This is a genomic window from Zoogloea oryzae (assembly GCF_030161255.1).
Taxonomy (GTDB): Bacteria; Pseudomonadota; Gammaproteobacteria; order Burkholderiales; family Rhodocyclaceae; genus Zoogloea; species Zoogloea oryzae.
On the sequence record NZ_BSPX01000034.1, the window covers coordinates 1 to 23,390 of the forward strand.

The following is a 23,390-nucleotide window of genomic DNA, read 5'->3' on the forward strand; positions in this document are numbered from 1 at the left end:
GTCTTCCTGGCGGGCGAGGGTGTCGAGCTGCTGGCGCAGCAGGCGGATGCGCTCGTCGAACTGGCCGGCCTGCTGGCGGGCGGCGGTGAGATCGCGCTCCACGTCCTGGATGGCGGCGAGGCGTTCGGCGGCATCCCGGGCCTGGGCGCGGAAGCCGAGCCAGGGCTGCTCGGCTTCTTCGGCGCGGTGCTCGCGGCGCAGGGCGGCGAGCTTGTCCACCTGCCGGCAGTAGCTGGCGATGGCGCTGTCGAGTTCGGCGAGGCGGGTTTCGAGGGCCGCCACCTGGCTTTCGGCGTCGGCGAAGGGGCCGCGGGGACGGCCGCCGGCCGGCGTGAGCAGCTCGTTGCGGGCGGCCTCGACCTTGGCGAGGATGGCGTCACCGCGGCTGCTGGCGACTTCGCCGAGGGAGTGGTCGAGCGATTGGCCGAGCACCCGGTTGAGGTGGCCGGCGGCGTGGCTGACCGGCTCGGCGATGGACTGGGCGGTGCCCTGGGTGATCCACAGCAGGCCGGGGATGCCCCAGTGCTCGCTCTTGCTGCTGCCTTTCTGGGCGAACTGGAAGCCGAGGAGTTCGGCCAGCTGGTCCTCGGCGTCGGCGCCGTCGAAGTGGCGGGCGCCCAGCTGCAGGTCGCAGCGGGCACGGCCGAGGAAGCGCTTGGTGAGCCGGCAGGGCTGGCCGTTGAGGGTGAAATCCAGCTCGATGGTGGGCGCGGCGCTGCTGTCGCCCCAGGGCTGCAGGTCATCGACGCTTTTCGAGCGGTGCCGCTCGAAGAAGGCGGCGCGGATGGCGGCGACGAGGGTGCTCTTGCCGGCTTCGTTGGGGCCGGTGAACACGTTGAGGCCGGGCTCGAAGCCGGTGATCTCCAGCGGCTGGCGGAACTGACGGAGCTGCTCGACGCGCAGGCGGGTGAGTTTCATCGGGCGGCGCTCCGGTCGTCGGCAAGAAAACCGGCCAGCAGGGCCAGGGCGTCCCGGGCAGGGCCGTCGGGGCGGGCCTTGAGGTCGGCACCCAGCTCGGCGATCACGTCGCCCAGGTAGCCGTCGGCGTCGAGGGCGGCGATGTCGGCGTCGGTGGGTTCGAGGCGCAGGGCATCGAGATCGGCGCTGAGGCTGCGGGCCTTGCCGCCGGCCCGGGCGACGGCGTCCTGCAGGCGGCGGTGGCCGGCGAGGTCGGTCTGGCCGGTGACGCTGATCTGCACCACGTCGGCCGGACCGAAGGCGTCGATGCGTTCGAGGGCGGCGTCGAGGTCGGTGGGCACCTGCAGGTCGATGGTTTCGCTCAGCCAGCGGTACTGGCCGGTGGCGACGGGGGTGACTTCGGGCAGCGCGCCGGGGCCGGCAAGGCGGACGAGCAGGGCTTGGCCGGAGTCGTTGGCGCGGTGGCGGTCGGTCTCGGGGGTGCCGGCGTACCAGCAGCGTTCATCGCCCCGGCGGGTGCCGTGCCAGTCGCCCAGGGCCAGGTAGTCGAGGCGGGCCTGGGCCGCGCGGCCAGCGGCGATGGGGTTGGAGGAGTCGATGCCGTCGGCCAGCAGGCCCTGCACGCTGCCGTGGGCGAGGCCGATGCGCGGCAGGCCCACGGGCGTTTCGGCGCTGGCGAACCATTCGGTGAGGTCGGCGTGGGTGATGCGCTGGGTGAGCGGCGCCGGGAGGATCGCCAGCCCGGCGACGACGAGCGGCGCGGGCTGCAGGCACACGTGGACGTTGGCGGGGATGGCGCCGAGCCGGGCGGCGCGCGTCCATACCGATTCGGCGAGGCCGGCGTCGTGGTTGCCGGGGATCATCACCCACGGCCCGGCAAAGCCGGCCATGGCGTTGAACAGGCGGTAGATCGTGCGGTCGGTGACGCCCTGAGCGTCGAACACGTCGCCGGCGACGAGCACGGCGTCGACCCGGTGGTCGGTGGCGAGGCGGGCGAGGCGTTCGACTGCGGCGAAGCGGGCTTCGGCGAGGAGGGCCGCGTCATCGGGGTCGAACTGGCCGAAGAGCTTGCCGATCTGCCAGTCGGCGGTGTGCAGGAGGGTGATCACGGGCGGCAATCGAAAAACGGGGAGGCGGCGCGGATTGTGGCACGCCGGGGCGGCGGGCGGGCTGCTCAGGCGCGGCAGAAGGCTTCGAACTGGTCGGCCGGCACCGCGCGGGAATACAGGTAGCCCTGGGCGTAGTCGCAGCCGATCTGGCGCAGCAGGTCGCGCTGGAGCTCGGTCTCGACGCCTTCGGCGATGACCTTCAGGCCCAGTTTGTGGGCCATCACGACGATGGCTTCGCAGAGGGCGAAGTCGGGGGCGTCGGGGCTCAGGTTGCGGGTGAAGGACTGGTCGATCTTGAGCACGTCGATGTCGAACTTCTTGAGGTAGGCGAGCGACGAGTAGCCGGTGCCGAAGTCGTCGATGGCCACGCCGATGCCGGCGTCGCGGAAGCGCAGCAGGATGTCGAGGATGCCCGGCTCGGTGTTCATCAGCAGGCCTTCGGTGATCTCGATGACCAGGTTGGCACCGGGCAGGTCGCCGCTGGCGAGGAGTTCGGCCCACTGGCGGCAGCTGGGGCCGCTGACGTTGAACTGCACCGGTGACAGGTTCATGCTCACCTGGAAGTCTTCACCGAGGGTGTCGCGCCAGCGGCGGGCCTGGCGGATGACCTGGCGGAAGACCCAGTCGCCCAGGTCGTGGATGATCCCGGTGTCTTCGGCGACGGGGATGAACACCGCCGGGCTGACCGTGCCCTGGGTGGGGTGCTTCCAGCGCAGCAGGGCTTCGGCTTTGGTGACGCGGTTGGTGTCGAGCTCGACGATGGGCTGGTAGTAGACCTCGAGCTGTTCGGCCTCGACCGCCCGGCGCAGCTCGCCGGCGAGGCGCACGCGCTGCTCGGCGCTCTGCTGGAGGGCCCGGGTGAAGAAGCGGAAGCAGCCGCGGCCGGCGTCCTTGGCGAGGTACATGGCCTGGTCGGCGTGCTTGATGAGCTCGCTGATGGTGAGGCCGTCTTCCGGGAACACGGCGATGCCGATGCTGGCCGAGACGAAGTGTTCCTGGTGGGCGAGGAGGAAGGGCTCGGAGAGGCGATCGATGATGTCCTGGGCGATCCGGCCGATCTCGCTGCCGCCGTGGAGCTCGGACAGGATCACGGTGAATTCGTCGCCGCCCAGCCGGGCCACGGTGTCGTAGTCGCGCACGCACTGGCGGATGCGGCTGGCGGCTTCGATGAGGAGCAGGTCGCCGATCTCGTGGCCCTGGGTGTCGTTGACCTCCTTGAAGCGGTCGAGGTCGATGAACAGCAGGCCGACCGTGGTGCCGTTGCGCTGGGCCTTGCGCACCTCGCGCTCCATGCGGTCGTTGAACAGGCGGCGGTTGGGCAGGCGGGTGAGGTGGTCGTAGTTGGCCTGGGTCCAGATGAGGTTGTCGACCTTCTTCTTTTCGGTGATGTCGGAGAACAGCACGACCCGCCGATGCACCGAGGCGTCCTCACGGTACACGGTGCTGACGGTGGCCCAGGCGATGAACTCGCGGCCGTCCTTGCGCCGGCTGGTGATCTCGCCCTGCCAGCGGCCGGTGCTGTTGACCGCCGCCCACAGGTGCCGGTAGGGCTCCGGGTCGGAGGGGTCGGCGGGCAGCATCACGGGCTCGTGGCCGGCGGTTTCTTCCTGGCTGAATCCGGTGATTTCGGTGAAGGCCGGGTTGACGGTGAGCACCCGGTTGGTGGCGTCGATCACCATCACCGCCTCGGAGGTGGTGGCGAACACCGTGGCGGCCAGGTGGAGTTCTTCTTCGGCGCGCACCCGGCTGGTGATGTCGCGGTTGCTGCCGCGGCTGCCGAGGAAGCGCCCACGGGCGTCCACCACCGGCTGGCAGATGTGCTCGATCCAGCGCTCTGAGCCGTCGCGGGCGCGGATGCGGAAGTTGGGCAGGTGGTGGCCGTCGGGCGACGGTTGCTGTTCGTCGTGGGCGTCCCAGATGGGGAGGTCGTCCGGGTGGATGATCTTGCGCATCAGGTCGGGGTCGCCGACGAAATCCACCGCGCTGTAGCCGGAGACGTCCTGGCAGGCCGGCGAGACGTAGAGGTAGTGGCCCTGGGGGTCGATCCAGTATTCCCAGTTGGGGGAGTACTCGGCCAGGATGCGGTACTTCTCCTTGCTCTCGGCGAGGGCCTCGTTGGCTTCCTGGAGCGAGGCCATGCGCTCTTCGATGAGCTGTTCGAGGGAGCGCTGGAGGCGGCTGAGATCGAGATGGGTGCGGACCCGGGCGCGCACTTCGTCGATGTCGAAGGGCTTGGTGATGTAGTCGGCGGCGCCGATGGAGAAGCCGTGGAGCTTGTCCACCACGCTGTCGGCGACGGTGACGAAGATCACCGGGATGCGCCCGCCGCTGGGGCTGGATTTGATCCGCCGGCACACCTCGTAGCCGTCCATGCCCGGCATGATGATGTCGAGCAGCACCAGATCGGGCGGATTGGGGCCGGTGGCCAGCTCGACCGCCCGCTGGCCGTTGGCGGCGACCATGATCCGGTAGTCGTCGTGAAGCGCTGTGGACAGGCCGTGGAGGTTTTCGGGGATGTCGTCCACCAGCAGCAGGGTGGGCTTCTCGGCGCGCAGCACGGCTTCGGCGCCGTTGCCGGCAGCGGTCTTGCGGCGGTGGCTGCGCAGCTCGAGCTGGTTGCGCACTCGGAGCAGCAGGAGCTCGGGATTCACCGGTTTGGTGACGTAGTCGGCGGCGCCCAGGCGCAGGCCGACGGCTTCGTCGGCGGTTTCGGCCAGGGCGGTGACGAAGATCACCGGGATGTCGGCGGTGACGGGGTCGGACTTGAGGCGGTGGAGCACCTCGTAGCCGTCCATCCCGGGCATCCGGATGTCGAGGAGGATCAGCTCGGGGGCCGGCTGGCGGGTGGCCAGCTCGAGGGCCTTGGGGCCGGAGGTGGCGACGACGACGGCAAACTCGTTGCGCAGGATGCCGACCAGCACGTGCAGGTTCTCGTGCACGTCATCGACGATGAGGATGCGCGGCTTGTGGTTCTTGTCGGCGGGTGCGGCGGGGGTGTCGTTCATGGCGGGCCGGCCAGTTCAGCGTGCAGGCGTTTGAGCAGGGCGATGGCTTCGTCGATCTCGAAGAGATCGAGCTTCTCGGCGATCTCGCGGATGACGGTTTCCACCGCCGTGCCGGCGACGCCTGCGCGCAGCGTCGTCATGACCGCCTGGGCAGCGCCCAGGTCGGATTCCAGCAATTCGATCAATTGTGCCACCTGTTGGCCTGCCTCGGCAGGCCCCATGCTGGTGGCGGATGGTGCGGCTTCCGGCGGGGTTTCGAGGCGCTCGATGTCGGCCATCACCTCGCCCAGCAGCCGGGCCATCCGGGCCAGGTCGGCGGGCTCGGGGCGGGTCTCCTGCTTGAGCTGGTTGTCGATGTCGGTCACGCAGGCGAACAGGGCGTCGGCGCCGATGTTGCCGCAGACGCCCTTGAGGGCGTGGCAGAACTCCTCGGCTTCCCGCAGGGGGCGCTCGTCGATCATCGAGGCGAGGGTGTCGGCGGCGCCGGCGTAGCGGGCCCGGAAGCGCAGGAGCTGCTTGCGGTAGGCGCCCTGGTCGCCACCGATGCGGCGCACGCCCTGCTCGCAGTCGATGGTGGTGAGGTGGCGCAGGTCGTCGTCGAGGTGGCTGCTACTGGCGGGCAGGAGCTGGGCGGTCTGGGGAATCTGCAGCCAGCGGGCGAGGGCGGCCTGCAGGCGGTCGGGGGCGACAGGCTTGGTGATGTGGTCGTTCATGCCGGCGGCGAGGCTGCGCTGCTCGTCGTGGGCCATCGCCAGGGCGGTCATGGCGATGATGGGCAGGTCGCGGAAGCGCTGGCCGCCGGGCTGATTGCCCAGGGCGCGGATCTGCCGGGCGGCTTCGAGGCCGTCCATCACCGGCATGTGGATGTCCATCAGCACCGCGGCGTAGTGGTGCTCGCGGACCATCGCGACGGCTTCGGCGCCGTTCACGGCGGCGTCCACCACGGTGTTCATGCTGCGCAGCAGCTCGGTGGCGAATTCGCGGTTGATGTCGTTGTCTTCCACCAGCAGCAGGCGCGCGCCGCGCAGGTCGCAGCTGCCCGGGCGCAGCGCGCTGGTGCGCCGCTCTTCGAGGATGCGCCCGCGGCCGAGGCTGGTGAGGATGGTGTCGAGGAGCATCGACGGCGACACCGGCTTGACCAGGAAGGCGTCGGCGCCGGCCTGCTCGGAGGCGCGGATGACGTCCTCGCGGCCGTAGGCGGTGATCATCACGATCTTGGGCTTGTGCTGGATCGCCGGGTTGGCCTGGATGCGCCGGGTGACTTCGTCGCCGTTCATCATCGGCATGCGCCAGTCCATCAGCACGATGTCGAAGGGTGGGTCGGCGGCCTGGAGCATGGCCATCGCGGTGGGGCCGTTGGAGGCGACGCTGACTTCCAGGTTGAAGAAACGCAGCATCTCGGCGACGATCTCCCGGGACACCTCGTTGTCGTCCACCACTAGCACGTGGATGCCGGCGAGCAGCGGGCCGGCTTTCTCCACCAGCCGCTGGCGGTGGGTCTGGGCTTCCGGCGAGACCTTGAGATGCACGGTGCAGCACACCGTGGTGCCCTTGCCGGGCACGGATTCCTCGATCCAGATCCGCCCGTCCATCAGCTCGACCAGGTGCTTGCTGATGGCGAGGCCGAGGCCGGTGCCGCCGAAGCGGCGGGTGGTGGTCTGGTCGGCCTGGGTGAATTTCTGGAACAGCCGGCTGACGAGCTCGGGCGTCATGCCGATGCCGGTGTCGCGGATCGAGAAGTGCAGGGTGAGGTCGGTGTCGGTGGCCTCGATGCAGCGGAAGGCGAGTTCGACCTCGCCCTTCTCGGTGAATTTGACCGCGTTGCTGCACAGGTTGAGCATGATCTGGCCGAGGCGCAGCGGGTCGCCCACCAGTACCGGCGGGATGGTCACGTCGTAGCGGATCAGGAACTCGATGCCCTTCTGTTCGGCCTGCAGGACGATGGTGTCCTTGAGCTGTTCGAGCACCGCGTCGAGGCCGAACTCGATGGATTCGATCTCGAGCTTGCCGGCCTCGATCTTCGAGAAGTCGAGGATGTCGTTGATGATGCCCAGCAGCGAGTGGGCGGCGCCCTGGGCCTTCGAGAGGTAGTTGGAGAGGCCGGGCGGCAGCTCGGTCTTGAGGGCCAGGTAGAGCATGCCGATGATGGCGTTCATCGGGGTGCGGATCTCGTGGCTCATGGTGGCGAGGAACTCGGACTTCATCCGCGAGGCGTCTTCGGCGAGGGTCCTGGCGCGGATCATCTCGTCCATCGCGGCGCGCTCGGCGGTGATGTCCTCGACGACGCCCACCATGCCGCGGGACGGGTCGGCGGGGTCGATCACCCGGGCCGACATGCGCACCCACATCCGGCCGGCCTCGGGCTGAGGGATCTCCAGCTCGCGGCGGATCGTCTCGCCCCGGGCCAGGGCGGCCTCGGCCTCGGCGCCTTCCGGGCCGCTGCGCCACAGGCTGGCGAGTTCGCTGGCGGTGACGTCGCCGAGGCCGAACATCTCGTCCATGCGCCGGTTCTGGTGGGTGATGGCGCCGTCGCGCACCAGCACGATGCCGACGCTGGCCGAGTCGAACAGGGCCTGGAGCTCGGCGGTGCGGGCCCGCACCCGTTCTTCGAGTTCTTCGTTGGCGAGCTTGAGCTGGGCTTCGTTGTCGGACAGCCGGTGGTTGCTGTCGATGAGGGCCTGGTTGCGCTCCTCGATGGCGTCGAGCATGCCGTTGAAGACATCCACCAGGGTGCCCACCTCGTCCTCGCTTTCGGCGCTGGCGCGCAGGCGGTAGTCCTTGTTGGTGGAGATCGTCTTGACGGTGCGGGTGAGGCGCTCGATCGGCCCGGCGACGACGCGCTGCCAGCGGGTGGCGGCCAGCAGGGCGATGAAGGACACCGCCAGGGCGATCAGCCCGGCGAACAGCAGGTAGTCGCGCCACAGCTGGTTGAGCTCGGCAAAGCTGGCGCGGATGAACACGGTGCCCAGCTGCACGCCGTCCTCGATGACCGGTTCGGTGAGATGCAGGTAGCCGTCTTCAATGACCGTGCCGCCAGCGGTGGCGGGGGGCGGGAAGCGGAAGGGGCGTTCCTCGCCGCTGTCGTAGCGGGCGAAGACGCGTCCGTCGGCGTCGTAGACGCAGGCGGCGACGATGGCCCGCTTGACCTTCAGGGCGGTGAGGGTTTCGCCCACGACCTTGTCGTCGTTGAAGATGAGCGCGGCGGTGCTGCGGTTGGCGACGATCCGGGCGAGGGAGGAGAGGTCGCCGATCAGCTGGTCGGTGACGCGCATCCGTTCGTAGGCCACGAAGCCGGCGGCCTGGACGATCAGTGCGACCACGCTGGTCAGCACGATGAGCAGGACCAGCTTGGTCTTGATCTGCATGCGGTCGAGGAAGCCGCGCCTGTCGGTTGAGGGCCGCATCATTGCACCGTTCTTGCCAGTTCGAGCAGCTTGGCGCTGATCTTGAGGTTGGCCTGCCGGGCCGCGTCGGGGTTGATGTCGAGCTTGATCCGCCCGCTGTCGGAGAAGAAGCCGACGATGCCGCCCGCCGAGGCGAAGCCGTCCACGTCGCTGATGGTGAGGACGCTGCCCCGCAGCCGGCCGAGGATGTCGTGCCAGCGGCGTTCGGAACGGCCGATGTAGAGGGCGTGGCAGCCGCCGAGATCGGCGCCCGGGTCCATGTCGACCCGCAGGCTGCGATCCTTGATCTGCTTGCCGGAGAGCTCGGCGAGGAGCTGGCCCACGGCGTCGGTGCCGGTGACGCACAGGCGCAGGGGTTCGCTGCCGGCCTGGGGCCAGTCGACGAACTTGAGCACATGAAACACGTAGGCGGCCTTGATCTTGGCTTCGAGCTCACCGGCGGCCCAGGCCGGGGTGTAGGCGAAGGCCAGCAGCAGGCTCAGCAGCCCGCCCAGGACGAACGGGCTGCGGCGTGATCGGGAGGCAGATGCGCGCATCGCGTGGCGGCCGCGGTGATCAGTAGCGCACTTCGACGCCGGCAAAGCCGCTGATGCCCGGATCGCGGAAGTCGAAGGGCATGCGGTACTGGCGATCGGTGAGGTTGTTCAGGTCGGCGGTGGCGAGCGCGGTGTAGCTGGCCGTGCGGGAGAGCACCTTCTGGGCGCGCAGGTTGATCACCCCGTAGTTGCCGAAGGACTGCCGGCCGGCCCGGTCGGTGCTGTCGTAGTACCGGCCGACCCAGTGGTAATAGGCCGCCACGACGAGTTCGCCGGGGAACGGGACGACCAGCCCGGCGTTGGCGAGGCGATCCGGCGCGAAGGGGATCTGGCTGCCGTCGTTGCCGGGGTTGAGGTTGTCGCTGATCCGGGTGCGGGTGTGGGTGAAGTTGGCGAAGGCGGTGAGGCCGGCGCCGAGGGTGTAGCGGGAGTCGAGCTCGAAGCCGGCCGAGCGGGCGCCGCCGGCGTTCTCGGAGCGCACCTGGGAGGGCACGGCGCTCACAATGTTGGTGACGATGGCGTCGCTGATGGTGTTCAAGAAGCCGCGCAGGTTCAGGTGCAGGGCGGAGGTGGCCTGCCAGTCGACGCCCAGGTCGCGGCCGATGCCGCTTTCGGGGCGCAGGGCCGGGTTGGGCAGCTCGCCGCTGGCGCCGGGGGTGGGCACCGTGCCGCCGATCTGCTTGGCGGTGGGCACCATGAAGCTGGAGCCGGCGTTGCCATAGAAGGCGAGCCCGGGCGACAGGTTGTAGCGCGCGCCGACGCTCCAGAGGTTCTTGCTCCAGGCGGCGCTGGTGGTGGTGGGTGCGTTGCCGCCCAGCAGCGCGTAGTCGTGGTGGATGGTGTTGCGGCGCAGGCCGGCGCGCAGCACCCAGTCGTTCCAGCGCAGCTTTTCCTGGATGAAGTAGCCGGTGGAGCGGGCCTCGGCCCGGTTGGCGGGGGTGGTGGCGCCGGCCGGGCTGCGGGATTCGGTTTCGTAGTCGACCCACTGGCCATCGACGCCCAGGGTGAGCAGCGAATCCCGGGCGTGGCGGTAGCTGGCGGTCAGGTCGGCCGGGCGGATGGTCTGGCGGTTGATGTCGCGATTGACCAGGGCCAGGCTGGACGGGTAATCGTCGTTGGCGAAGCGCCGGTCGTAGTGGCGTTCGCCGTACTTGAACTGGAGGTGCCAGTCGTCGTTGATGGCGTTGTTGTAGGCGAAGTTGAAGGTGTTGTAGGTGTGGTCGAAATCCCGGTTCGGGCGGCCCATGGTGCCCTGGTGGGCAGTGAACTGGTAATACAGGCTGACCGTGTGGTCGGGCCGGCCCAGGGCGTAGGACAGGTTGGTGAAGACCCGGTCCTTCTCGTAGTGGGGGCGGCTGGTGGTCTGCAGCCACGAGCCGGGGTTGCCGTATTGGCGGTAGTCGGCGAGCTCGTGGCTGGCGCTGACGATGTAGCTGAGCGGGCCGCTGGCGCCCTGGGTGTAAGCCCGCGCCGCGCGCGATCCCCACGAGCCGAAGCCCGCGGCGAAGCGGGTGAGCGGGGTGTCCACGCGGTTCTTCAGCACGAAGTTGGTGGTGCCGGCCAGCGGGGCCTCGTTGCCGACGAAATCCATCGTCAGGTAGTTGGAGTACAGCACCGAGGCCGGGCCCTTGTGGATCTCGATGCGCTCGATGGCCGAGCTGTCGAGGCTCATGGCGTCGGCAAAGGCGTCGATCGGCAGGCCGTCGAGGAGGTAGCTGTTGTACTTGGGGCCGAGGCCGGCGTACGAGCCCCAGTTGGCGTCGTTGCGGGACAGCACATTGACGAACTGGCCGGAGGTGTGGCGCATCAGCTCGGCCAGGTTGCCGTTGGGCGTGGGCAGGCGTGCGATCTCGTCACTCTTGAGGACGACGATGCGCTGGGTGACGGAATCCGGGGTCTGGCCGAGCTTGGTGTCGGTGACCACCAGATCGGCGAGCTGTTCGAGGCTGGTGGCCTCGACAAAACCGCTGAGGGGAAGGTTCGTGATGTCGCCGGAAGCCGATGGCGGCGCGTCGGCGTGGGCGAGCGCGCAGGAAAGAGCGATGACAGGGGTGAGATGCTGCGGCTTCATGGATCCTTCCACGACATGCCGTGAGTATGCGATTCGTCCGGCAACGTTTTTTAACAATATGAGGCCGGAATGTTATAGCGCCATCGCCTGAAGATCAAACGGATACGGGCATATTTTTGCCATTCTGGCAGGGTTTTCGGGGCCGGTGAGGCCGCCCTGCGATCTACACCTTTCGTCGTAGGCCGATGGGGTGGCCTGCGGGCGGGCCGGATCTGGGTTAGATTCTGGCCTGTTCCAACCGATGGAGTGCCCCGCCGTGACCGCAAGACGCACTGCCACCCCCGATGCCGTCGATGATGCGCCCGCCCCAGACGCGGTGGCGGCGCAGCCCTGGCATCTGGCCGCCTCCGACGCCGAGCGGGTGGTGGCCGAGTTCGAGCATGCCCTGATCTGCCTGTGCGAGGCCTTCGGGCGTTACAACATGCAGGGGCTGGCCGGGGTGCCAGGGGAGATGAGCTTCTCGGGGCAGGACAACATGGTGCTGCACATCATCCAGACCCTCGACCGGCCCAAGAGCCTGTCGGACATCAGCCGCTTCATGAACCGGGACGATCTGGCCAACATCCAGTACAGCGTGCGCAAGCTGCAGAAGGCCGGGCTGATCGAGAAGGCCAGCGATCGTTCGGCCCGCGGCACCACCTACCGCACCACCGAGGACGGCCGCGAGGTGGTGGCCGCCTTCGTGGCCCGCCGGCGTGATCTGGTGCTGGCGCCGGCCGAGGAGATGGAGCAGCTGCGCGAGCAGCTCCGCGGCGCCACCAAGGTGATGAGCCACTTCATCGGCCTGTACGACCAGGCCGCCCGGGTGCTCACCACCCGTTCCTAGCCGGCGTCGCCGTCGCCGAACCGGCGCTTCATCGCCAGGATCACCAGCGCCACCAGCAGGATCACCCCGTTGGTGAGCACCAGCGGCAGCGCGCCCCGGCGCAGGCCATAGACGATCCACAGGGCCACGCCGGCGATCAGCACCGCGTACATCGCCCACGACACGTCCCGCGCGCTTTTGGTCTTCCAGATCTGCCAGGCCTGGGGTACGAAGGCCGCGGTGCTGAGGCAGCCGGCGATGGTGCCGATGAGGGTGTCGATGTCCATCGCTCAGAAGAACCGGTCGAAGTGGATGCGCTCGGGCGGCAGGCGGTGGGTGACCTGCAGCAGCTGCTGCACGGCTTCGACCATCGGCGGCGGGCCGGCGAGGTAGAACTCGGCTTCGGTCAGCCGCTCGCCCAGCACCGTTTCGGCCAGCTGATGCACCGGGCCCACCGGGCCGCGCCAGCCATCGCGGGCGGCGGCGTCGGCATCCGACACCGCGGCGTGGTAGCGGATCGTCTCGCCAAAGCCGGGCAGGGCCGCCAGATCGGCCTCGCCGCAGAGGTCGGACGGGGTGCGTCCGCCATAGAAGAAATCCACCCGCCGCCCGGCCAGCGCCGGATCGGCCGCCACGCCGCGGGCGACCGACAGCATCGGCGCGAGGCCCGAGCCGCCGGCGATGCACACGATGTCCCGTGGGCTGTCGGTGCGCAGGTGGGCGAGGCCGTAGGGGCCGTCGAGGCCGACGCTGGCGCCGATGGCGAGGCGCTCGAAGAGTGTGGTGGTGGCGCCGCCGCCGGCCACCTTGCGGATGCGGAAGTGCCATTCGCCCGCCGCGTTGGGCAGGTTGGCCATGGAGTAGGCGCGCTCCCGGTCGAGGCCGGGCAGAGGCAACAGCGCGTACTGGCCGGGTCGGAAATCCGCCGGGGCATCGGTGTGCAGCACGAACTCGCGGATGTCGTGGGTGATCTGCCGGCTGGCGACGAGAGTGGCGCGGTGGCGCACCGGGCGGATCGCCGGCTCTGGCTGGGGATGCAGGCGCAGCTTGAGGTGGACGTCGCCGGCCGGCAGGCTCTGGCAGGCCAGCACGCGGCCCTTGCGGCGGTCGCGGTCAGAGAGGCCCGGTGCCTCGGGCCACAGGTTGGCCACTTCGCCGGCCGTCACCTCGCAGCGGCAGCAGCCGCAGGCGCCCACGCCGCACTCGTAGGGCAGCGCCAGCCCGGCGCGCAGGCCGGCGCGGAGCAGGGTGTCGCCCTCCGCGCAGTCGAAGGTGGCCTCGCCGTCGTTTACGGTGATCACGGACATGCGGCCTCCGTCTCGTCGATGGCGGCGTAGATGGCCTCGTCCTTCACTTCCACGCGATACACGCGCAGCGGGATGGAGCACGGCGCGCCCGCGGGGCGGCCGGTGGCGATCTCGAAGGCGCCCTGGTGGTAGGGGCACTCGACTACGCCGTCGTCGCAGTCGATCTCGCCGTCGCACAGGGACGCGTCGCCGTGGGTGCAGGTGTCATCGGTGACGTAGAAGCGGCCGTCGAGGTTGAACACCGCCAGGGGCGGACGGTCGGTGAGTTCGATGCGGTGGCAGCCGCCGGCGGGCACGTCGCGGGTGGAGCAGAGCTGTTTCATGGGGATGTCCTTTCTTGTCGTCGTGGGCCGGGCCGAAGCCCGGCCGGCCGGGTTACCACTTCCAGGCGTAGGCGGCGCCGATCCAGTTTTGCGACATGCGCACGTCGACGCCGGCGCTGGGCCCGGTGCCCTTCACTTCCTCGCCCAGCACGCGGGCGTACACCACCGACAGCTCGCTGCGGTCGGGGAGCGTCCAGGTGGCGCCGGCGGTCACGTGGTTCTGGGGCGTGACGGGGGCCAGGTAGTTGAGGGTGGTGTCCTTGCCGGCGACGATCTGGGTGCCGTGGCTGAAGCCGCCTCGCACCTGCAGCGCCGGGGTGGCCTGCCAGCTGGCGCCGATGCGGCTGATGGTCTGGCTGTGCCAGCCGAAGCCCGCCTGAGGCGCGGTGAGGGGGTTGGCCAGGGAGTTGATGTCGCCCCAGTTCACCCGCATCACGTCGGCGGCGATCACCACGCCCTCCACCGGCCGCAGGGCGATGCCCACGCCGTAGCGCTCGGGCACGTCGAACTCGCCGCGGTTGGCGAGGAGGTTGCGGTAGGCGTCGAGCTTGCCCATGCGCATCCGCGCCGCGTACATCGCGCCGAGGGTGACGCGCTCGCTCACCTGGCCGGTCCAGCCCAGCTTGAAGCCGGCGCCCATGGAGGTCTCGGTGCCCTGGCCTTCCTGGCCGGTGGCGTCGGGCACGCCATCCACGCGGAAGCGTTGGTAGGCGAGGTCAAGCGACACGCCGACGGCCTGGGTGTCGGAGAGTTTGACCGCGTAGGTGGGCGAGACGATCACCTGCATCAGCTTGGCGCCGTCCTTGCCGCTGCCGGGGCCGCCGAGGATGTTGGTGTCGTACTTGGTGGTCACGCCGTTGCCGTACACCGACACGCCCACCGACTGGCGGCTGTCGAGCATGCGGTTGTAGCCGAACTCGGGGATCGGGATGGCCTTCACGCCGTCGCCGTCGAAGTCGGTGCCGCCGAAGGTGGAGGCGGGCTTGGGCATCACCACCGCGAGGCCCAGGTCGAGCCGGTTGCCCACGAAGGCCATGCCGGCGGGGTTGTTGGCGGCGGCCAGGGCATCCTGAGGCAGGGCGATGGACGCGCCGCCCATGCCCTGGGCCTTGATGCCGTAGCCGTGGGGCATGGTGCCGTTGGTGGCGAGGGCCGGCAGGCTGGTGGCGAGCGCGGCGGAGATGAAGGTGAGGCGCAGGGGCAGGCGGGTCATGACAGCAGCTCCGAGATGGGGGAAGTGGCCTGCTCGGGGCCGAGCGCCGCGTAGCCGCCATCCACCGGCAGGTTGCTGCCGGTGATGAAGCGGGCGTGGTCGGAGGCGAGGAACAGCACCGCGTCGGCCACTTCGGCCGGATCGCCAATGCGTCCGAGCATGTGGAAGGGGCGGGCGACGGTGTTCACCTTGTCGCGGTCGCCGCCGGAGATCTGGTCGAGGATGCCGGACCACGTCCAGCCCGGTGACACGGCGTTCACCCGGATGCCGTCGGCGGCGAGATCGAGCGCTGCGCTGCGGGTGAGCTGCAGCACCGCAGCCTTGGTGGCCGGGTAGGTCCACCGCCCGGCCTGGGCCACGCCGGCGCTGGTGGAGCCGAAGTTGATCACCGCGCTGCCGCGGGCCATGTGCGGGCGGCAGGCGCGCAGGAACATCGCCGCGCCGAACACATTCACTGCGAAGGCCTTCTCCCAGTCTTCCCGCGGCGAGGCGGGGCCGTTGTCGGCGTAGACGGCGGCCACGTTCACCAGGCAGTCGATGCGCCCGAAGGCCTTCACCGTGGCCTGCACGCAGGTGTCGATGTCGGCGTCGCGGCTCACGTCGGTGGCGACGAAGCGGGTGGTCTCGCCCAGCTCGGCCGCGAGCGTCATGCCGCCGGTGCTGTCGATGTCGGCGATGACCACCTTCGCCCCCTCGGCCACGAAGGCCCGGGCGATGGCAGCGCCGATGAGGGTGGCGCCGCCGCTGACGATCACCACCTTGTCCTTGAGTCCTCTCATGTCGGTTCCTTGATGTTCTTTGATTCGAAATGCGTCAGGCGTGAGCGGTAAGGCTTGAGGAGTCAGGGGGCCAACCGATCCGACTTGCCCCCGAGCGCCAGCGCACTGTGTGTCAGCCCGGCCTCCTCACTCCTCACCCCTTACTCCTCACGGCCCTTGCCGGCCTCAGCCGGCAAGGGCCGGCTCGGACGGCACCGCGGCGCCGAGCTTGCCGCGGCAGAACAGCAGCGGCGTGCGCTCGCTCCAGCGGAAGCGCAGCACCCGGCCGAGCAGGATCTGGTGGTCGCCGCCGGGATAGACGGCTTCCAGCGCGCATTCAAACTGCGCCGCCGCGCCCGGCAGCAGCGGTGCGCCGCCGGCGCCGGGCGTCACCGTGAGGCCGGCGAACTTGTCGGCCACCGGGCGCCCGAAGCGGTGGCACAGGTCCACCTGCTCGTCGGTCAGCACATTCACCGCAAAGTGGCTGCCTTCGGTGAAGGCGGCCAGGCTGGGCGAGCGGTTGGAGAGGCTCCACAGGATCAGCGGCGGGTCCATCGACACCGAGTTGAAGGAGCTGGCGGTGAGGCCGACGGGGCTGCCGTCCGGCGCGACGGTGGTGACGACCGTCACGCCGGTGGCGAAGCTGCCGAGGGCCTTGCGCAGGGCCTGGGGATCGCCGCTCGGGCCATCCCCCGCCCAGCGGGCGGCGTGGGTGTCAGGCTGCACAGCGTTCCTCCGTGCGTTCGGCCACAAAACGGCGGGCTTCGTCGAGATCGGCGATCCACGGCCAGTAGTTGCGCGGGTTGTCGAAGCAGCGCATGAAGGCGTCGGCCACCGGCGGGTGCTGGGAGGCGGCGCCGAGCACCGTCATCACCGGCTCGCCCGGCGGGTTGAGCAGGGCGTTGGTGAAGGCGGTGGTGTAGCTGGCGGATTCGTCCCAGAAGGTCTCGAAGGTGTCCTTCATCCAGGCGGCGTCGAAGGCGGCGTTGCCGTTGGCGACGATGCGGGCGACCAGGTGACGCACCATCCGTGCGGCGTTGTTGGAGCCCTGGCCGGCGATCGGGTCGTTGAGCACCGCGGTGTCGCCGATGGCCATCACGCAGGCGCCGGAGGGCAGCTGGCCGATGGGTTTGCGCACGGTGGGCACGAAGGCGCCCTTCAGCCAGGCGTCCTCGTCGGTGAGCTCGGCGCCTTCCATGTGGTGCAGGTCGTCCGGGGCGAACTCGGCGATCACCTGGCGGGCGATCTCCAGCAGCTCGTGGCCGTCCCTGGCGTCCTGGAAGCGGTCCATCGGGCCGCCGGGGATGGCTTCGAACAGGAAGCTGCGGCACTCGCCGCGGGTGTGGGTGTAGAAGGGCAGCGAGAAGTATTCGCCGACGCCGGCGATGAAGTTGAAGCGCAGCGGGCGGAAGGGCACGCGCTTCCACGGATGGTCGCCGGTGAGCTTGGGGCCGGTGAGGAGCATCGCGGCGAGGTTGCGCGGCGGGGCGCTGTGCACGCTGCGCTCGTCGTCACGGGCGAAGAAGGCATTGATCTGGCCCTTGCCGGCGGCGACCATCGTGAGGTCGGATTCGGCGGCGATCTTCTCGAGATCGGCCACCGACACGGCCTGGATGACCAGCTTGCCGCCGCGGCGGGGGAATTCCTGCAGCCAGCGGGAGAACTTGGTGCGTTGATCCAGCGCCTGGCCCTGCAGGTCGCCCAGGCGGCCCTGCACGGTGAGGCCGATGCTGCCGTCCGGCCCGCGGAAATCCACGTGCATGCCTTCGCCGTAGGGGACGAGGTCTTCCCAGAAGTTGAGGCCCAGCTCGCGCTCGGTGGCGAGGGTGGATTCGAACAGGAAGGCGGTGCTGGGGATGCGGCTGTTGAGCACCTGCTCGGGGCTGCGGTCGGTGTAGAGGGAGACGGAATAGCCCTTGTCGAGGAGGGCGAAACCGAGCAGCAGGCCGGCCTGGCCGCCACCGATGATGGAGATCTTGCGCATGATTGGGTCCTCGGAATCTGTGTGGGTTCAGTCGGCCGCCGGCAGGGTCTTCCAGCCGTCGGCGTGCGGGCTCAGGAGCTTCAGGTGCAGGCGGACGTGGGTGAAACGCCAGCCCTTCTTGCCTTTCTTGAGGCGGCTTTCGTACCAGCCGCCGATCCAGTGGGCCTCGGCCTCCTCGCCGACCCGCGCCAGCTCCCACAGGTACCAGTGGCAGCGGGCGCGGCGGCCGTCGGGGGACGGCTCGACGAGGGGCGAGACCATGTAGTGCAGCGACCAGCGGATGGCCTCGCGGCCGATCCGCGCCAGCTCCGCGGCGATCTCGTCGCGGCCCCGGTAGTGGCCGAAGCCGTCGCAGACCCATTCGGCGCGCTTGGCGAACAGCGGCCCAAGGATGGCCGGGTCGTTGTTGCGGTCGGCGCCGAGGGCGTAGCGGGCCACCAGGGCACGGATCGCCTCGATGTCTTCGAGGCGGGTGAGGCGGGCGGCGAGATCGGGCGCGGGCTTCATGGCGCGGCCTCCCGCCGGGCCGCCCCAAGGGAGGCCGGCGCCCCCTTGGGGGGCAGCGAGCGGAGCGAGCGTGGGGGCGTCATGTCCGCGCTTAAGCAGCGACGCGGCCGTGGTCGGCGACGAAGCGGGCTTCGTCGAAGCTGTAGGGCACCTTCGGGTCGCCGCCGTAGAGCTCGATGTGCGGCGCCACTTCGGCCAGCGACAGGGCCAGGTGGAACAGGCGCGCCGAGGCCGGCGGCAGCTCGCCGAGCGGGAAGGTGTCCACGTGGGTGAGGATGTCCGGCAGGCGCGGCAGCATGGCCTCGTAGAAGGCGCGCAGCTCGCCACGGCTGCTGTGGATGCGGCGCTGCTGGCGTTCGTCCTGGGTGGCCAGCGCCCAGGTGGCGACCAGCGGCTCGAGGACTTCGAAGGACTTGGGCAGGGAAAGGTCGGTCATCGCGGTGTTCCTTACTTGGCGTGCATGTAGGCTTCGAGGGCGTGGTAGCCGTGGCGGATCAGGATTTCGTCGTCCTGCAGGTACATCCACTGCTTGGCGCCGGATTCGAGGGCGGTCTGGGTGTCTTCCATCGTCGCGGTGTCTTCCAGCCAGGCGTTGCGCTGCAGGCACTGGGCGTGTTCCAGGGCCCAGCGCTGGCTGTTGGTCTTGGCCGGGCGGACGTAGTACTTGCCTTCCCACAGGGTCTTGTTGTGGGCGATGGGCCAGAACTGGTGGGTGAACCAGATGCCTTCCGACACGTGCAGCAGCAGGTTGGGGAATAGCACCGACAGCTCGAAGGAGAAGTCGTCGCGGCGATCCGGGTTCACCGTCGGCGGCAGCATCGAGGCGCCACGCTGGGCGACCAGCGAGCCGGTGGCCAGCGCGTTGGCGATCTTGGCGACCGGGGTCGGCTCGGCGTTGAGGGACAGGCAGATCGCGGTGGTGCGGTGGGGCCCGAACAGCTCGACGTTCTGCAGGCCCGACGAGAACACGTTGGGGAAGGAGCCGGCGTGGATGGTGGCCACGTGGTAGGCCTCGGCGAAGGCGTCGTGGGCGACCTTCCAGTTGCAGTCCAGGTAGGTGTGGTAGCTGAAGCACTGGGACAGCTCGTCATACGGGAAGCCGGCCAGGTGGGTGCCGATGCCGCCCAGGAATTCGGCCAGCGGGGTGACGTTCTCGGACGGGTCGAGATTGACGAAGATGAAGCCTTCCCACACGTCGGTGTGCACCGGGGTGAGGCCGTTCCTGGCCTTGTCGAAGTCGGCCGAGAACTTGTTCTCCTCGGGCACCTGCACGATGCTGCCGTGGGCGTTGTACACCCAGCCGTGGAAGCGGCAGGTGACCACCGCGGCCTTGTTGCGGCCGAAGGTCTCCTCGCCGGTCTCGACGACGACCTTGTTGCCGCGGTGCGAACAGGTGTTGTGGAAGCCGCGGATCTGGCCGTCCTTGCCGCGCATGAGGATCACCGAGGTCTTGGCGAAGGCCAGCTTCTTGACCTTGTAGTCGCCGGGCTTGGCGATCTCCTCGACGCGGCCGACCTTCAGCCAGCTCTTGAGGAAGACCTTCTGGCGTTCCTGCTCGTAAAACTCCGGCGAGATGCAGGGTTCGACCGGGATCGGGCCGGTGCCGAGATCAGGGTATTTCGCGGCCCATTTCAGGTCGTTGGGGGCATTCATGGGTGTGCTCCTTCAGTTTGGGTGGGTGTGGATGGGAGTTCAGGCGGCGTCGAGGCCGTATTGCTTGCGCACGAGGTGGCCGACGCCGATGCGGTCGAGGATGCTCATCGGGCACTGGAAGGTGACGCGCACCACGCCAGGCAGGCGGCTGATCTCGATGGAGCCGGCGATGGTGGCGCGGTTGAGGATCTCTTCCGGCGACAGGCCGGTGACCTTGGCGGCGCGGTCGACGCCGTTGTGGGTGGCGTCGTTGAGGGTGCGACCGGTGCCGATGAAGGTGATGGGGCCGTTCTCCTCGATCGTGGCCTGGCCGAAGCGCTCGGCCAGGGCCTTCACGGCGGCGCGCTGCTCGCGGTTCATGGGGCGGGCCATGGGCGGCAGGTCGTCGGGGCGCTGGAGCAGGATCGGGCCGTCGATGGCGAGGCCCTTGATGACCTCCACCTTCACCTCGGTGATGCCCGAGACGTCCGTCGCGTGGCCGGCCACTTCGCCGTTGCCCTGCTGGGCGTGCATGTCGCCCATGTAGATGCCGGCGCCGGGCACCTTGACCGGACAGATCAGGATCGCCCCGGCGCGTACCGAGTTGGTGTCCATGTGGCCGTCGGTCTTGTGCTGCTCCAGCTCGGCCTGGGTCATGGCGTAGGCGTGGGGCGCGTCCACCAGGAAGCTGCCGAAGTCGCCGGCGTTGTGGGAATCCGGCAGATCCTTCGACGGGGTGGTGCCGATGTTGCCGAGGAAGGGCTGCATGTGGGCCGCGAGGCCGACGATGTCGGCGCGGGCCAGCGACAAAATCGAGTGCTGCTCGGAGTGCTCGGGCAGGCGGGCGTTGTCCTTGGCGTGGGCGGCGAGGCGCTCGGCGGCGGCCTTGTCGACGGTGAGGGAGACGTTGTTGTCCTTGTCGAGGACGATCACGTAGCCGTTGGTGAAGCGGAAGGCATTCACTTCAGCGCCGCACACGTCGCAATGCACGGCCTCGTCGCCGATGCCCTCGATGTGGCTGGGCGGGCTGACCGTGCCGCAGCTCGGGCACAGCTTGGCCACGAAGGGGTCGCCCAGGTAGCGGCCATCCACGAAGGCCATCACGCCCGACGAGGTGGCGAGCGAGGTGACCTCCATGCGCTGGATGTGGATCGCCACGGCGTCGCCCACCTGGGCGCCTTCGACGGCCACCGGCTGGGAGACTTCATGGCCGCCCTGGAACTTGGGGGTGATCATCGGGCCCCAGCAGCCCGGCGGCGTGCCGACGCGGATGGTGCCGCCGTCGGCCACCGGGCCGAGCATCGGGTTGCCCGGCCCGACGATACCGCGGGTGTAGGTGGAGACGACCACTTCGCGCTGTGCGCTGGTTGGCTTCTGGCTCATGGAATTCACTCCTTGCGTTGGGGGCTGGGGTTACGCTTGGCACCGGTACGCGGGGTGGGCGAGATCCCGCAGGCCGGAAGCCGATAGCTAATTTTTCAATTCGATTTACACTGTAATTTCACATTTACGAGCGTCGTTCCGTCATCGACGGCAGGTGCTGACAAGGCTATCGGCGGGGTTTCGGGGCGTAAATCGGGCGTCGCATCTAAGCGACTAGGTACAAGTGCTTATCGGCCTAAAGCAGGAGCGGCCGGCGGAGAGATGCCATGCAGGTGGCGACCAACTATCAGGACGTGTTCGATCACGCCAACGACGCGATCTTCATCCACGACGAGGACAGCGGCGCGATCCTCGACGCCAACCGGATGGCGGCCAGCCTCACCGGTTATCCGGTGGAGCTGCTGCGCTGCATGGACGTGGGCGACATCAGCTCGGCCCGGCGCGGCTGCGACAGCCGCGCGGCGCGGGCGCTGATCCACCGGGTGATCCGCGATGGCCCGCAGATCTTCGAGTGGTGGCTGCGCCGGCCCGACGGCAGCGATCTGCCCGCCGAGGTGAACCTCAAGCGCATCATCTCCGACGGCCACCCGCGGGTGATCGCGCTGGTGCGTGACATCCGCGAGCGCAAGGAGGCCGAGGCCCGGCTGGTGGCCCGCGAGGCCTACTACCGGCGACTGATCGGCAGCATCAGCGACGGCATCGCGATCCTCGACCGCCTCGGCCACGTGCGCTGGGTGGGGCCGTCGATCCGCCAGGTGCTGGGCTTTCGCGAGCGCGAGGTGCGCGGCTTCAGCGTGTTCCGGCGGATGGAGCACGACGACGCCAACCGCCTGGCGGCGCTGCTCGAGAAGGCGGCGCGGGACGAAGGCGGGGTGTTTCCGCTGGCCTACCGCATCCAGCACCGGGACGGCAGCTGGCGCCAGCACGAAGGCAGCTGCGTCAATCTGCTGGAAGACCACTGCGTGAACGGCCTGTTGGTCACCTTCCGCGACGTGACCAGCCGAATTGAGGCCGAGGCCCGGGTGCGCCAGCGGGACATGGAGCTCTCGCACATGGCGCGGCTATCGACCACCGGCGAGATGGCTTCGGCGCTGGCCCACGAGCTCAACCAGCCCTTCTTCGCGATCATGAATTTTGTGGGCGGGGCGATCCGCCGCGCCGATGCCGGCCGGCTCGACGACGCCACCCTGAAGGAAGTGCTGGAGAACACCCGCGTCCAGGCCGAGCGGGCCGGGCGCATCATCCGCACGGTGCGCAACTTCACCCGCAAGAGCGGCTACCACCGCGAGACGGTGGACATCCGCACCATCGTCGAGGAGATCGCCCCCTTCATCGAGATCGAGGCGCGCAGCCGGCGTATTCCGGTGCGCTACCGGCTGCTGCGCGAGCCCGCGCTGGTGGATTGCGACTGGGTGCTGATCGAGCAGGTGATCTCCAACCTCGCCCGGAACGGCATCGAGGCGATGGTCGACACGCCCCAGGAGCGCCGCCAGCTCGTCATCGCCACCACCCTCACCGCCGCCGGCACCGTGAACGTGACCATCGAGGACCGCGGCCACGGCCTGCCCAAGGCCAACCCGGATCGCCTCTTCGACGCCTTCTACACCACCAAGAAGGAGGGCCTGGGCATCGGGCTCTCGTTGTGCCGGTCGATCGTCGATTCCCACGGCGGCCACCTGTGGGCCACCCGGGTTACCGGCGGTGGTGCCAAATTTCACTTCAGCCTGCCGCTGGCTACCGGAGAATCGAGCCATGTCGACCCCGACCGCTAAGCCCGCCGCCATCCCCACCGTGTTCGTCGTGGACGACGACGACGGGGTGCGCGAATCCCTGCGCTGGCTGCTCGAATCGGTTGGGCATCCGGTGCGGGTGTTCCGCAACGGGCGGGAGTTCCTCGACGGCTACGACGCCGACCAGCCAGGCTGCCTGCTGCTGGATGTGCGCATGCCGCTGATGGGCGGCTTCGAGCTGCAGGAGGTGCTGCGCATCGACAATCCCGCGCTGCCCATCCTGTTCCTCACCGGCCATGGATCGATCCCCATGTCGGTGCGGGCGATGCGCAACGGCGCCTTCGATTTCATCGAGAAGCCCTTCTCCGATCAGGCGCTCCTCGACCGGGTGCAGGACGCGGTCAATCGCGCTGCCGAACTCCACCGCCAGCAGCGCCATACGCGCTCCATCAACCAGCTGCTGGCGCTGCTTTCGCCGCGGGAGCGGGAGGTGCTCGATCTGCTGATCGACGGGCTTTCGAGCCGGGAGATCGGCGTGGAGCTGGGCATCAGCAAGAAGACGGTGGAGGTGCACCGCTGCCACATCCGCGAGAAGCTCGGCATCGGCTCGGTGGCCGAGCTGGTGCGGCTGGTGCTGAACAACGACGGGCGCTGAGGTCGGCCCGGCCAGATTTGTCCTACAGGCCAATCCGCCCTGTCGGACAG

General features: G+C 69.2%; 20 protein-coding genes. 3 read left to right on the forward strand and 17 right to left on the reverse strand.

Annotated elements, in window-relative coordinates:
- From QQK25_RS12100 to QQK25_RS12125, 6 genes are all read right to left on the reverse strand, one after another.
- Positions 1-918, reverse strand: a 918-nt coding sequence (locus tag QQK25_RS12100) for an AAA family ATPase (RefSeq protein WP_284188162.1), incomplete at its 3' end; no start/stop codon positions are given.
- A complete protein-coding gene (locus QQK25_RS12105; protein WP_284188163.1) occupies positions 915-2,027 on the reverse strand; it encodes a metallophosphoesterase family protein in 1,113 nt (370 codons plus the stop codon). The genes QQK25_RS12100 and QQK25_RS12105, both read right to left, overlap by 4 nt.
- A 65-nt stretch (positions 2,028-2,092) precedes the next feature.
- The gene (locus tag QQK25_RS12110) at positions 2,093-5,032 is read right to left on the reverse strand and encodes an EAL domain-containing protein (RefSeq protein WP_284188164.1); all 2,940 of its coding nucleotides are present in this window, start codon (positions 5,030-5,032) and stop codon (positions 2,093-2,095) included.
- Complete coding sequence (locus tag QQK25_RS12115) at positions 5,029-8,439, reverse strand: sensor histidine kinase, YfiR-like protein-associated (protein ID WP_284188165.1); 3,411 nt, start codon at positions 8,437-8,439, stop codon at positions 5,029-5,031. Before QQK25_RS12115 ends, QQK25_RS12110 begins: the two co-directional genes overlap by 4 nt.
- The gene (locus QQK25_RS12120; protein WP_284188166.1) at positions 8,436-8,972 is read right to left on the reverse strand and encodes a YfiR family protein; all 537 of its coding nucleotides are present in this window, start codon (positions 8,970-8,972) and stop codon (positions 8,436-8,438) included. Before QQK25_RS12120 ends, QQK25_RS12115 begins: the two co-directional genes overlap by 4 nt.
- Positions 8,973-8,991: 19 nt before the next feature.
- Positions 8,992-11,043, reverse strand: coding sequence for a TonB-dependent receptor plug domain-containing protein (locus QQK25_RS12125; protein ID WP_284188167.1), 2,052 nt, complete (start codon positions 11,041-11,043; stop codon positions 8,992-8,994).
- A gap of 256 nt (positions 11,044-11,299) precedes the next feature.
- Here QQK25_RS12125 and QQK25_RS12130 point away from each other — a divergent pair, with 256 nt between their 5' ends.
- On the forward strand, positions 11,300-11,869 hold the full coding sequence (locus QQK25_RS12130) for a winged helix DNA-binding protein (RefSeq protein WP_284188168.1): 570 nt from the start codon (positions 11,300-11,302) through the stop codon (positions 11,867-11,869).
- Here QQK25_RS12130 and QQK25_RS12135 read toward each other — a convergent pair.
- From QQK25_RS12135 to QQK25_RS12185, 11 genes are all read right to left on the reverse strand, one after another.
- The gene (locus tag QQK25_RS12135) at positions 11,866-12,135 is read right to left on the reverse strand and encodes a SemiSWEET family sugar transporter (protein WP_284188169.1); all 270 of its coding nucleotides are present in this window, start codon (positions 12,133-12,135) and stop codon (positions 11,866-11,868) included. The two genes, QQK25_RS12130 and QQK25_RS12135, sit on opposite strands and share 4 nt — an antisense overlap.
- A gap of 3 nt (positions 12,136-12,138) precedes the next feature.
- Positions 12,139-13,155: a 2Fe-2S iron-sulfur cluster-binding protein gene (locus QQK25_RS12140; protein ID WP_284188170.1), complete on the reverse strand. Its 1,017-nt coding sequence runs from the start codon at positions 13,153-13,155 to the stop codon at positions 12,139-12,141.
- Positions 13,146-13,478 carry a non-heme iron oxygenase ferredoxin subunit gene (locus QQK25_RS12145; protein WP_153163273.1) on the reverse strand — a complete coding sequence of 111 codons (333 nt, stop codon included), beginning with the start codon at positions 13,476-13,478 and terminating at the stop codon, positions 13,146-13,148. Before QQK25_RS12145 ends, QQK25_RS12140 begins: the two co-directional genes overlap by 10 nt.
- 52 nt (positions 13,479-13,530) lie before the next feature.
- Entirely contained in the window at positions 13,531-14,691 is a 1,161-nt protein-coding gene (locus QQK25_RS12150; RefSeq protein WP_284188171.1) for an OmpP1/FadL family transporter, read from the reverse strand.
- On the reverse strand, positions 14,688-15,470 hold the full coding sequence (locus tag QQK25_RS12155; RefSeq protein ID WP_284188172.1) for an SDR family oxidoreductase: 783 nt from the start codon (positions 15,468-15,470) through the stop codon (positions 14,688-14,690). The genes QQK25_RS12150 and QQK25_RS12155 overlap by 4 nt, the downstream gene beginning before the upstream one ends.
- A gap of 165 nt (positions 15,471-15,635) precedes the next feature.
- Positions 15,636-16,175, reverse strand: a complete 540-nt coding sequence (locus QQK25_RS12160; protein WP_284188173.1) for a flavin reductase family protein — start codon at positions 16,173-16,175, stop codon at positions 15,636-15,638.
- Positions 16,165-17,433, reverse strand: a complete 1,269-nt coding sequence (locus tag QQK25_RS12165; protein ID WP_284188174.1) for a styrene monooxygenase/indole monooxygenase family protein — start codon at positions 17,431-17,433, stop codon at positions 16,165-16,167. Before QQK25_RS12165 ends, QQK25_RS12160 begins: the two co-directional genes overlap by 11 nt.
- Before the next feature lie 27 nt (positions 17,434-17,460).
- On the reverse strand, positions 17,461-17,940 hold the full coding sequence (locus QQK25_RS12170) for a nuclear transport factor 2 family protein (protein WP_284188175.1): 480 nt from the start codon (positions 17,938-17,940) through the stop codon (positions 17,461-17,463).
- Between the two features lie 91 nt (positions 17,941-18,031).
- A complete protein-coding gene (locus QQK25_RS12175; RefSeq protein WP_284188176.1) occupies positions 18,032-18,376 on the reverse strand; it encodes a hypothetical protein in 345 nt (114 codons plus the stop codon).
- 11 nt (positions 18,377-18,387) lie between these two features.
- Positions 18,388-19,593, reverse strand: coding sequence for an aromatic ring-hydroxylating oxygenase subunit alpha (locus QQK25_RS12180; protein WP_284188177.1), 1,206 nt, complete (start codon positions 19,591-19,593; stop codon positions 18,388-18,390).
- A 39-nt stretch (positions 19,594-19,632) separates the two neighbouring features.
- Positions 19,633-20,955, reverse strand: coding sequence for an acetamidase/formamidase family protein (locus QQK25_RS12185; RefSeq protein ID WP_284188178.1), 1,323 nt, complete (start codon positions 20,953-20,955; stop codon positions 19,633-19,635).
- A gap of 266 nt (positions 20,956-21,221) precedes the next feature.
- Between QQK25_RS12185 and QQK25_RS12190 the strand changes: the two genes are divergently transcribed.
- Together QQK25_RS12190 and QQK25_RS12195 are read left to right on the forward strand one after the other, a co-directional pair.
- Positions 21,222-22,727, forward strand: coding sequence for a PAS domain S-box protein (locus tag QQK25_RS12190; RefSeq protein WP_284188179.1), 1,506 nt, complete (start codon positions 21,222-21,224; stop codon positions 22,725-22,727).
- Positions 22,708-23,340 carry a response regulator transcription factor gene (locus QQK25_RS12195; protein WP_284188180.1) on the forward strand — a complete coding sequence of 211 codons (633 nt, stop codon included), beginning with the start codon at positions 22,708-22,710 and terminating at the stop codon, positions 23,338-23,340. Before QQK25_RS12190 ends, QQK25_RS12195 begins: the two co-directional genes overlap by 20 nt.
- Positions 23,341-23,390: the final 50 nt, after the last annotated feature.

What these genes read in the sequence shown, in the direction of transcription:
- QQK25_RS12110 (WP_284188164.1), bottom strand. Translation starts at nt 5,032, where the DNA reads ATGAACGACACCCCCGCCGCACCCGCCGACAAGAACCACAAGCCGCGC.
- QQK25_RS12115 (WP_284188165.1), bottom strand. Translation starts at nt 8,439, where the DNA reads ATGATGCGGCCCTCAACCGACAGGCGCGGCTTCCTCGACCGCATGCAG.
- QQK25_RS12120 (WP_284188166.1), bottom strand. Translation starts at nt 8,972, where the DNA reads ATGCGCGCATCTGCCTCCCGATCACGCCGCAGCCCGTTCGTCCTGGGC.
- QQK25_RS12125 (WP_284188167.1), bottom strand. Translation starts at nt 11,043, where the DNA reads ATGAAGCCGCAGCATCTCACCCCTGTCATCGCTCTTTCCTGCGCGCTC.
- QQK25_RS12135 (WP_284188169.1), bottom strand. Translation starts at nt 12,135, where the DNA reads ATGGACATCGACACCCTCATCGGCACCATCGCCGGCTGCCTCAGCACC.
- QQK25_RS12140 (WP_284188170.1), bottom strand. Translation starts at nt 13,155, where the DNA reads ATGTCCGTGATCACCGTAAACGACGGCGAGGCCACCTTCGACTGCGCG.
- QQK25_RS12145 (WP_153163273.1), bottom strand. Translation starts at nt 13,478, where the DNA reads ATGAAACAGCTCTGCTCCACCCGCGACGTGCCCGCCGGCGGCTGCCAC.
- QQK25_RS12150 (WP_284188171.1), bottom strand. Translation starts at nt 14,691, where the DNA reads ATGACCCGCCTGCCCCTGCGCCTCACCTTCATCTCCGCCGCGCTCGCC.
- QQK25_RS12155 (WP_284188172.1), bottom strand. Translation starts at nt 15,470, where the DNA reads ATGAGAGGACTCAAGGACAAGGTGGTGATCGTCAGCGGCGGCGCCACC.
- QQK25_RS12165 (WP_284188174.1), bottom strand. Translation starts at nt 17,433, where the DNA reads ATGCGCAAGATCTCCATCATCGGTGGCGGCCAGGCCGGCCTGCTGCTC.
- QQK25_RS12170 (WP_284188175.1), bottom strand. Translation starts at nt 17,940, where the DNA reads ATGAAGCCCGCGCCCGATCTCGCCGCCCGCCTCACCCGCCTCGAAGAC.
- QQK25_RS12175 (WP_284188176.1), bottom strand. Translation starts at nt 18,376, where the DNA reads ATGACCGACCTTTCCCTGCCCAAGTCCTTCGAAGTCCTCGAGCCGCTG.
- QQK25_RS12180 (WP_284188177.1), bottom strand. Translation starts at nt 19,593, where the DNA reads ATGAATGCCCCCAACGACCTGAAATGGGCCGCGAAATACCCTGATCTC.
- QQK25_RS12185 (WP_284188178.1), bottom strand. Translation starts at nt 20,955, where the DNA reads ATGAGCCAGAAGCCAACCAGCGCACAGCGCGAAGTGGTCGTCTCCACC.
- QQK25_RS12190 (WP_284188179.1), top strand. Translation starts at nt 21,222, where the DNA reads ATGCAGGTGGCGACCAACTATCAGGACGTGTTCGATCACGCCAACGAC.
- QQK25_RS12195 (WP_284188180.1), top strand. Translation starts at nt 22,708, where the DNA reads ATGTCGACCCCGACCGCTAAGCCCGCCGCCATCCCCACCGTGTTCGTC.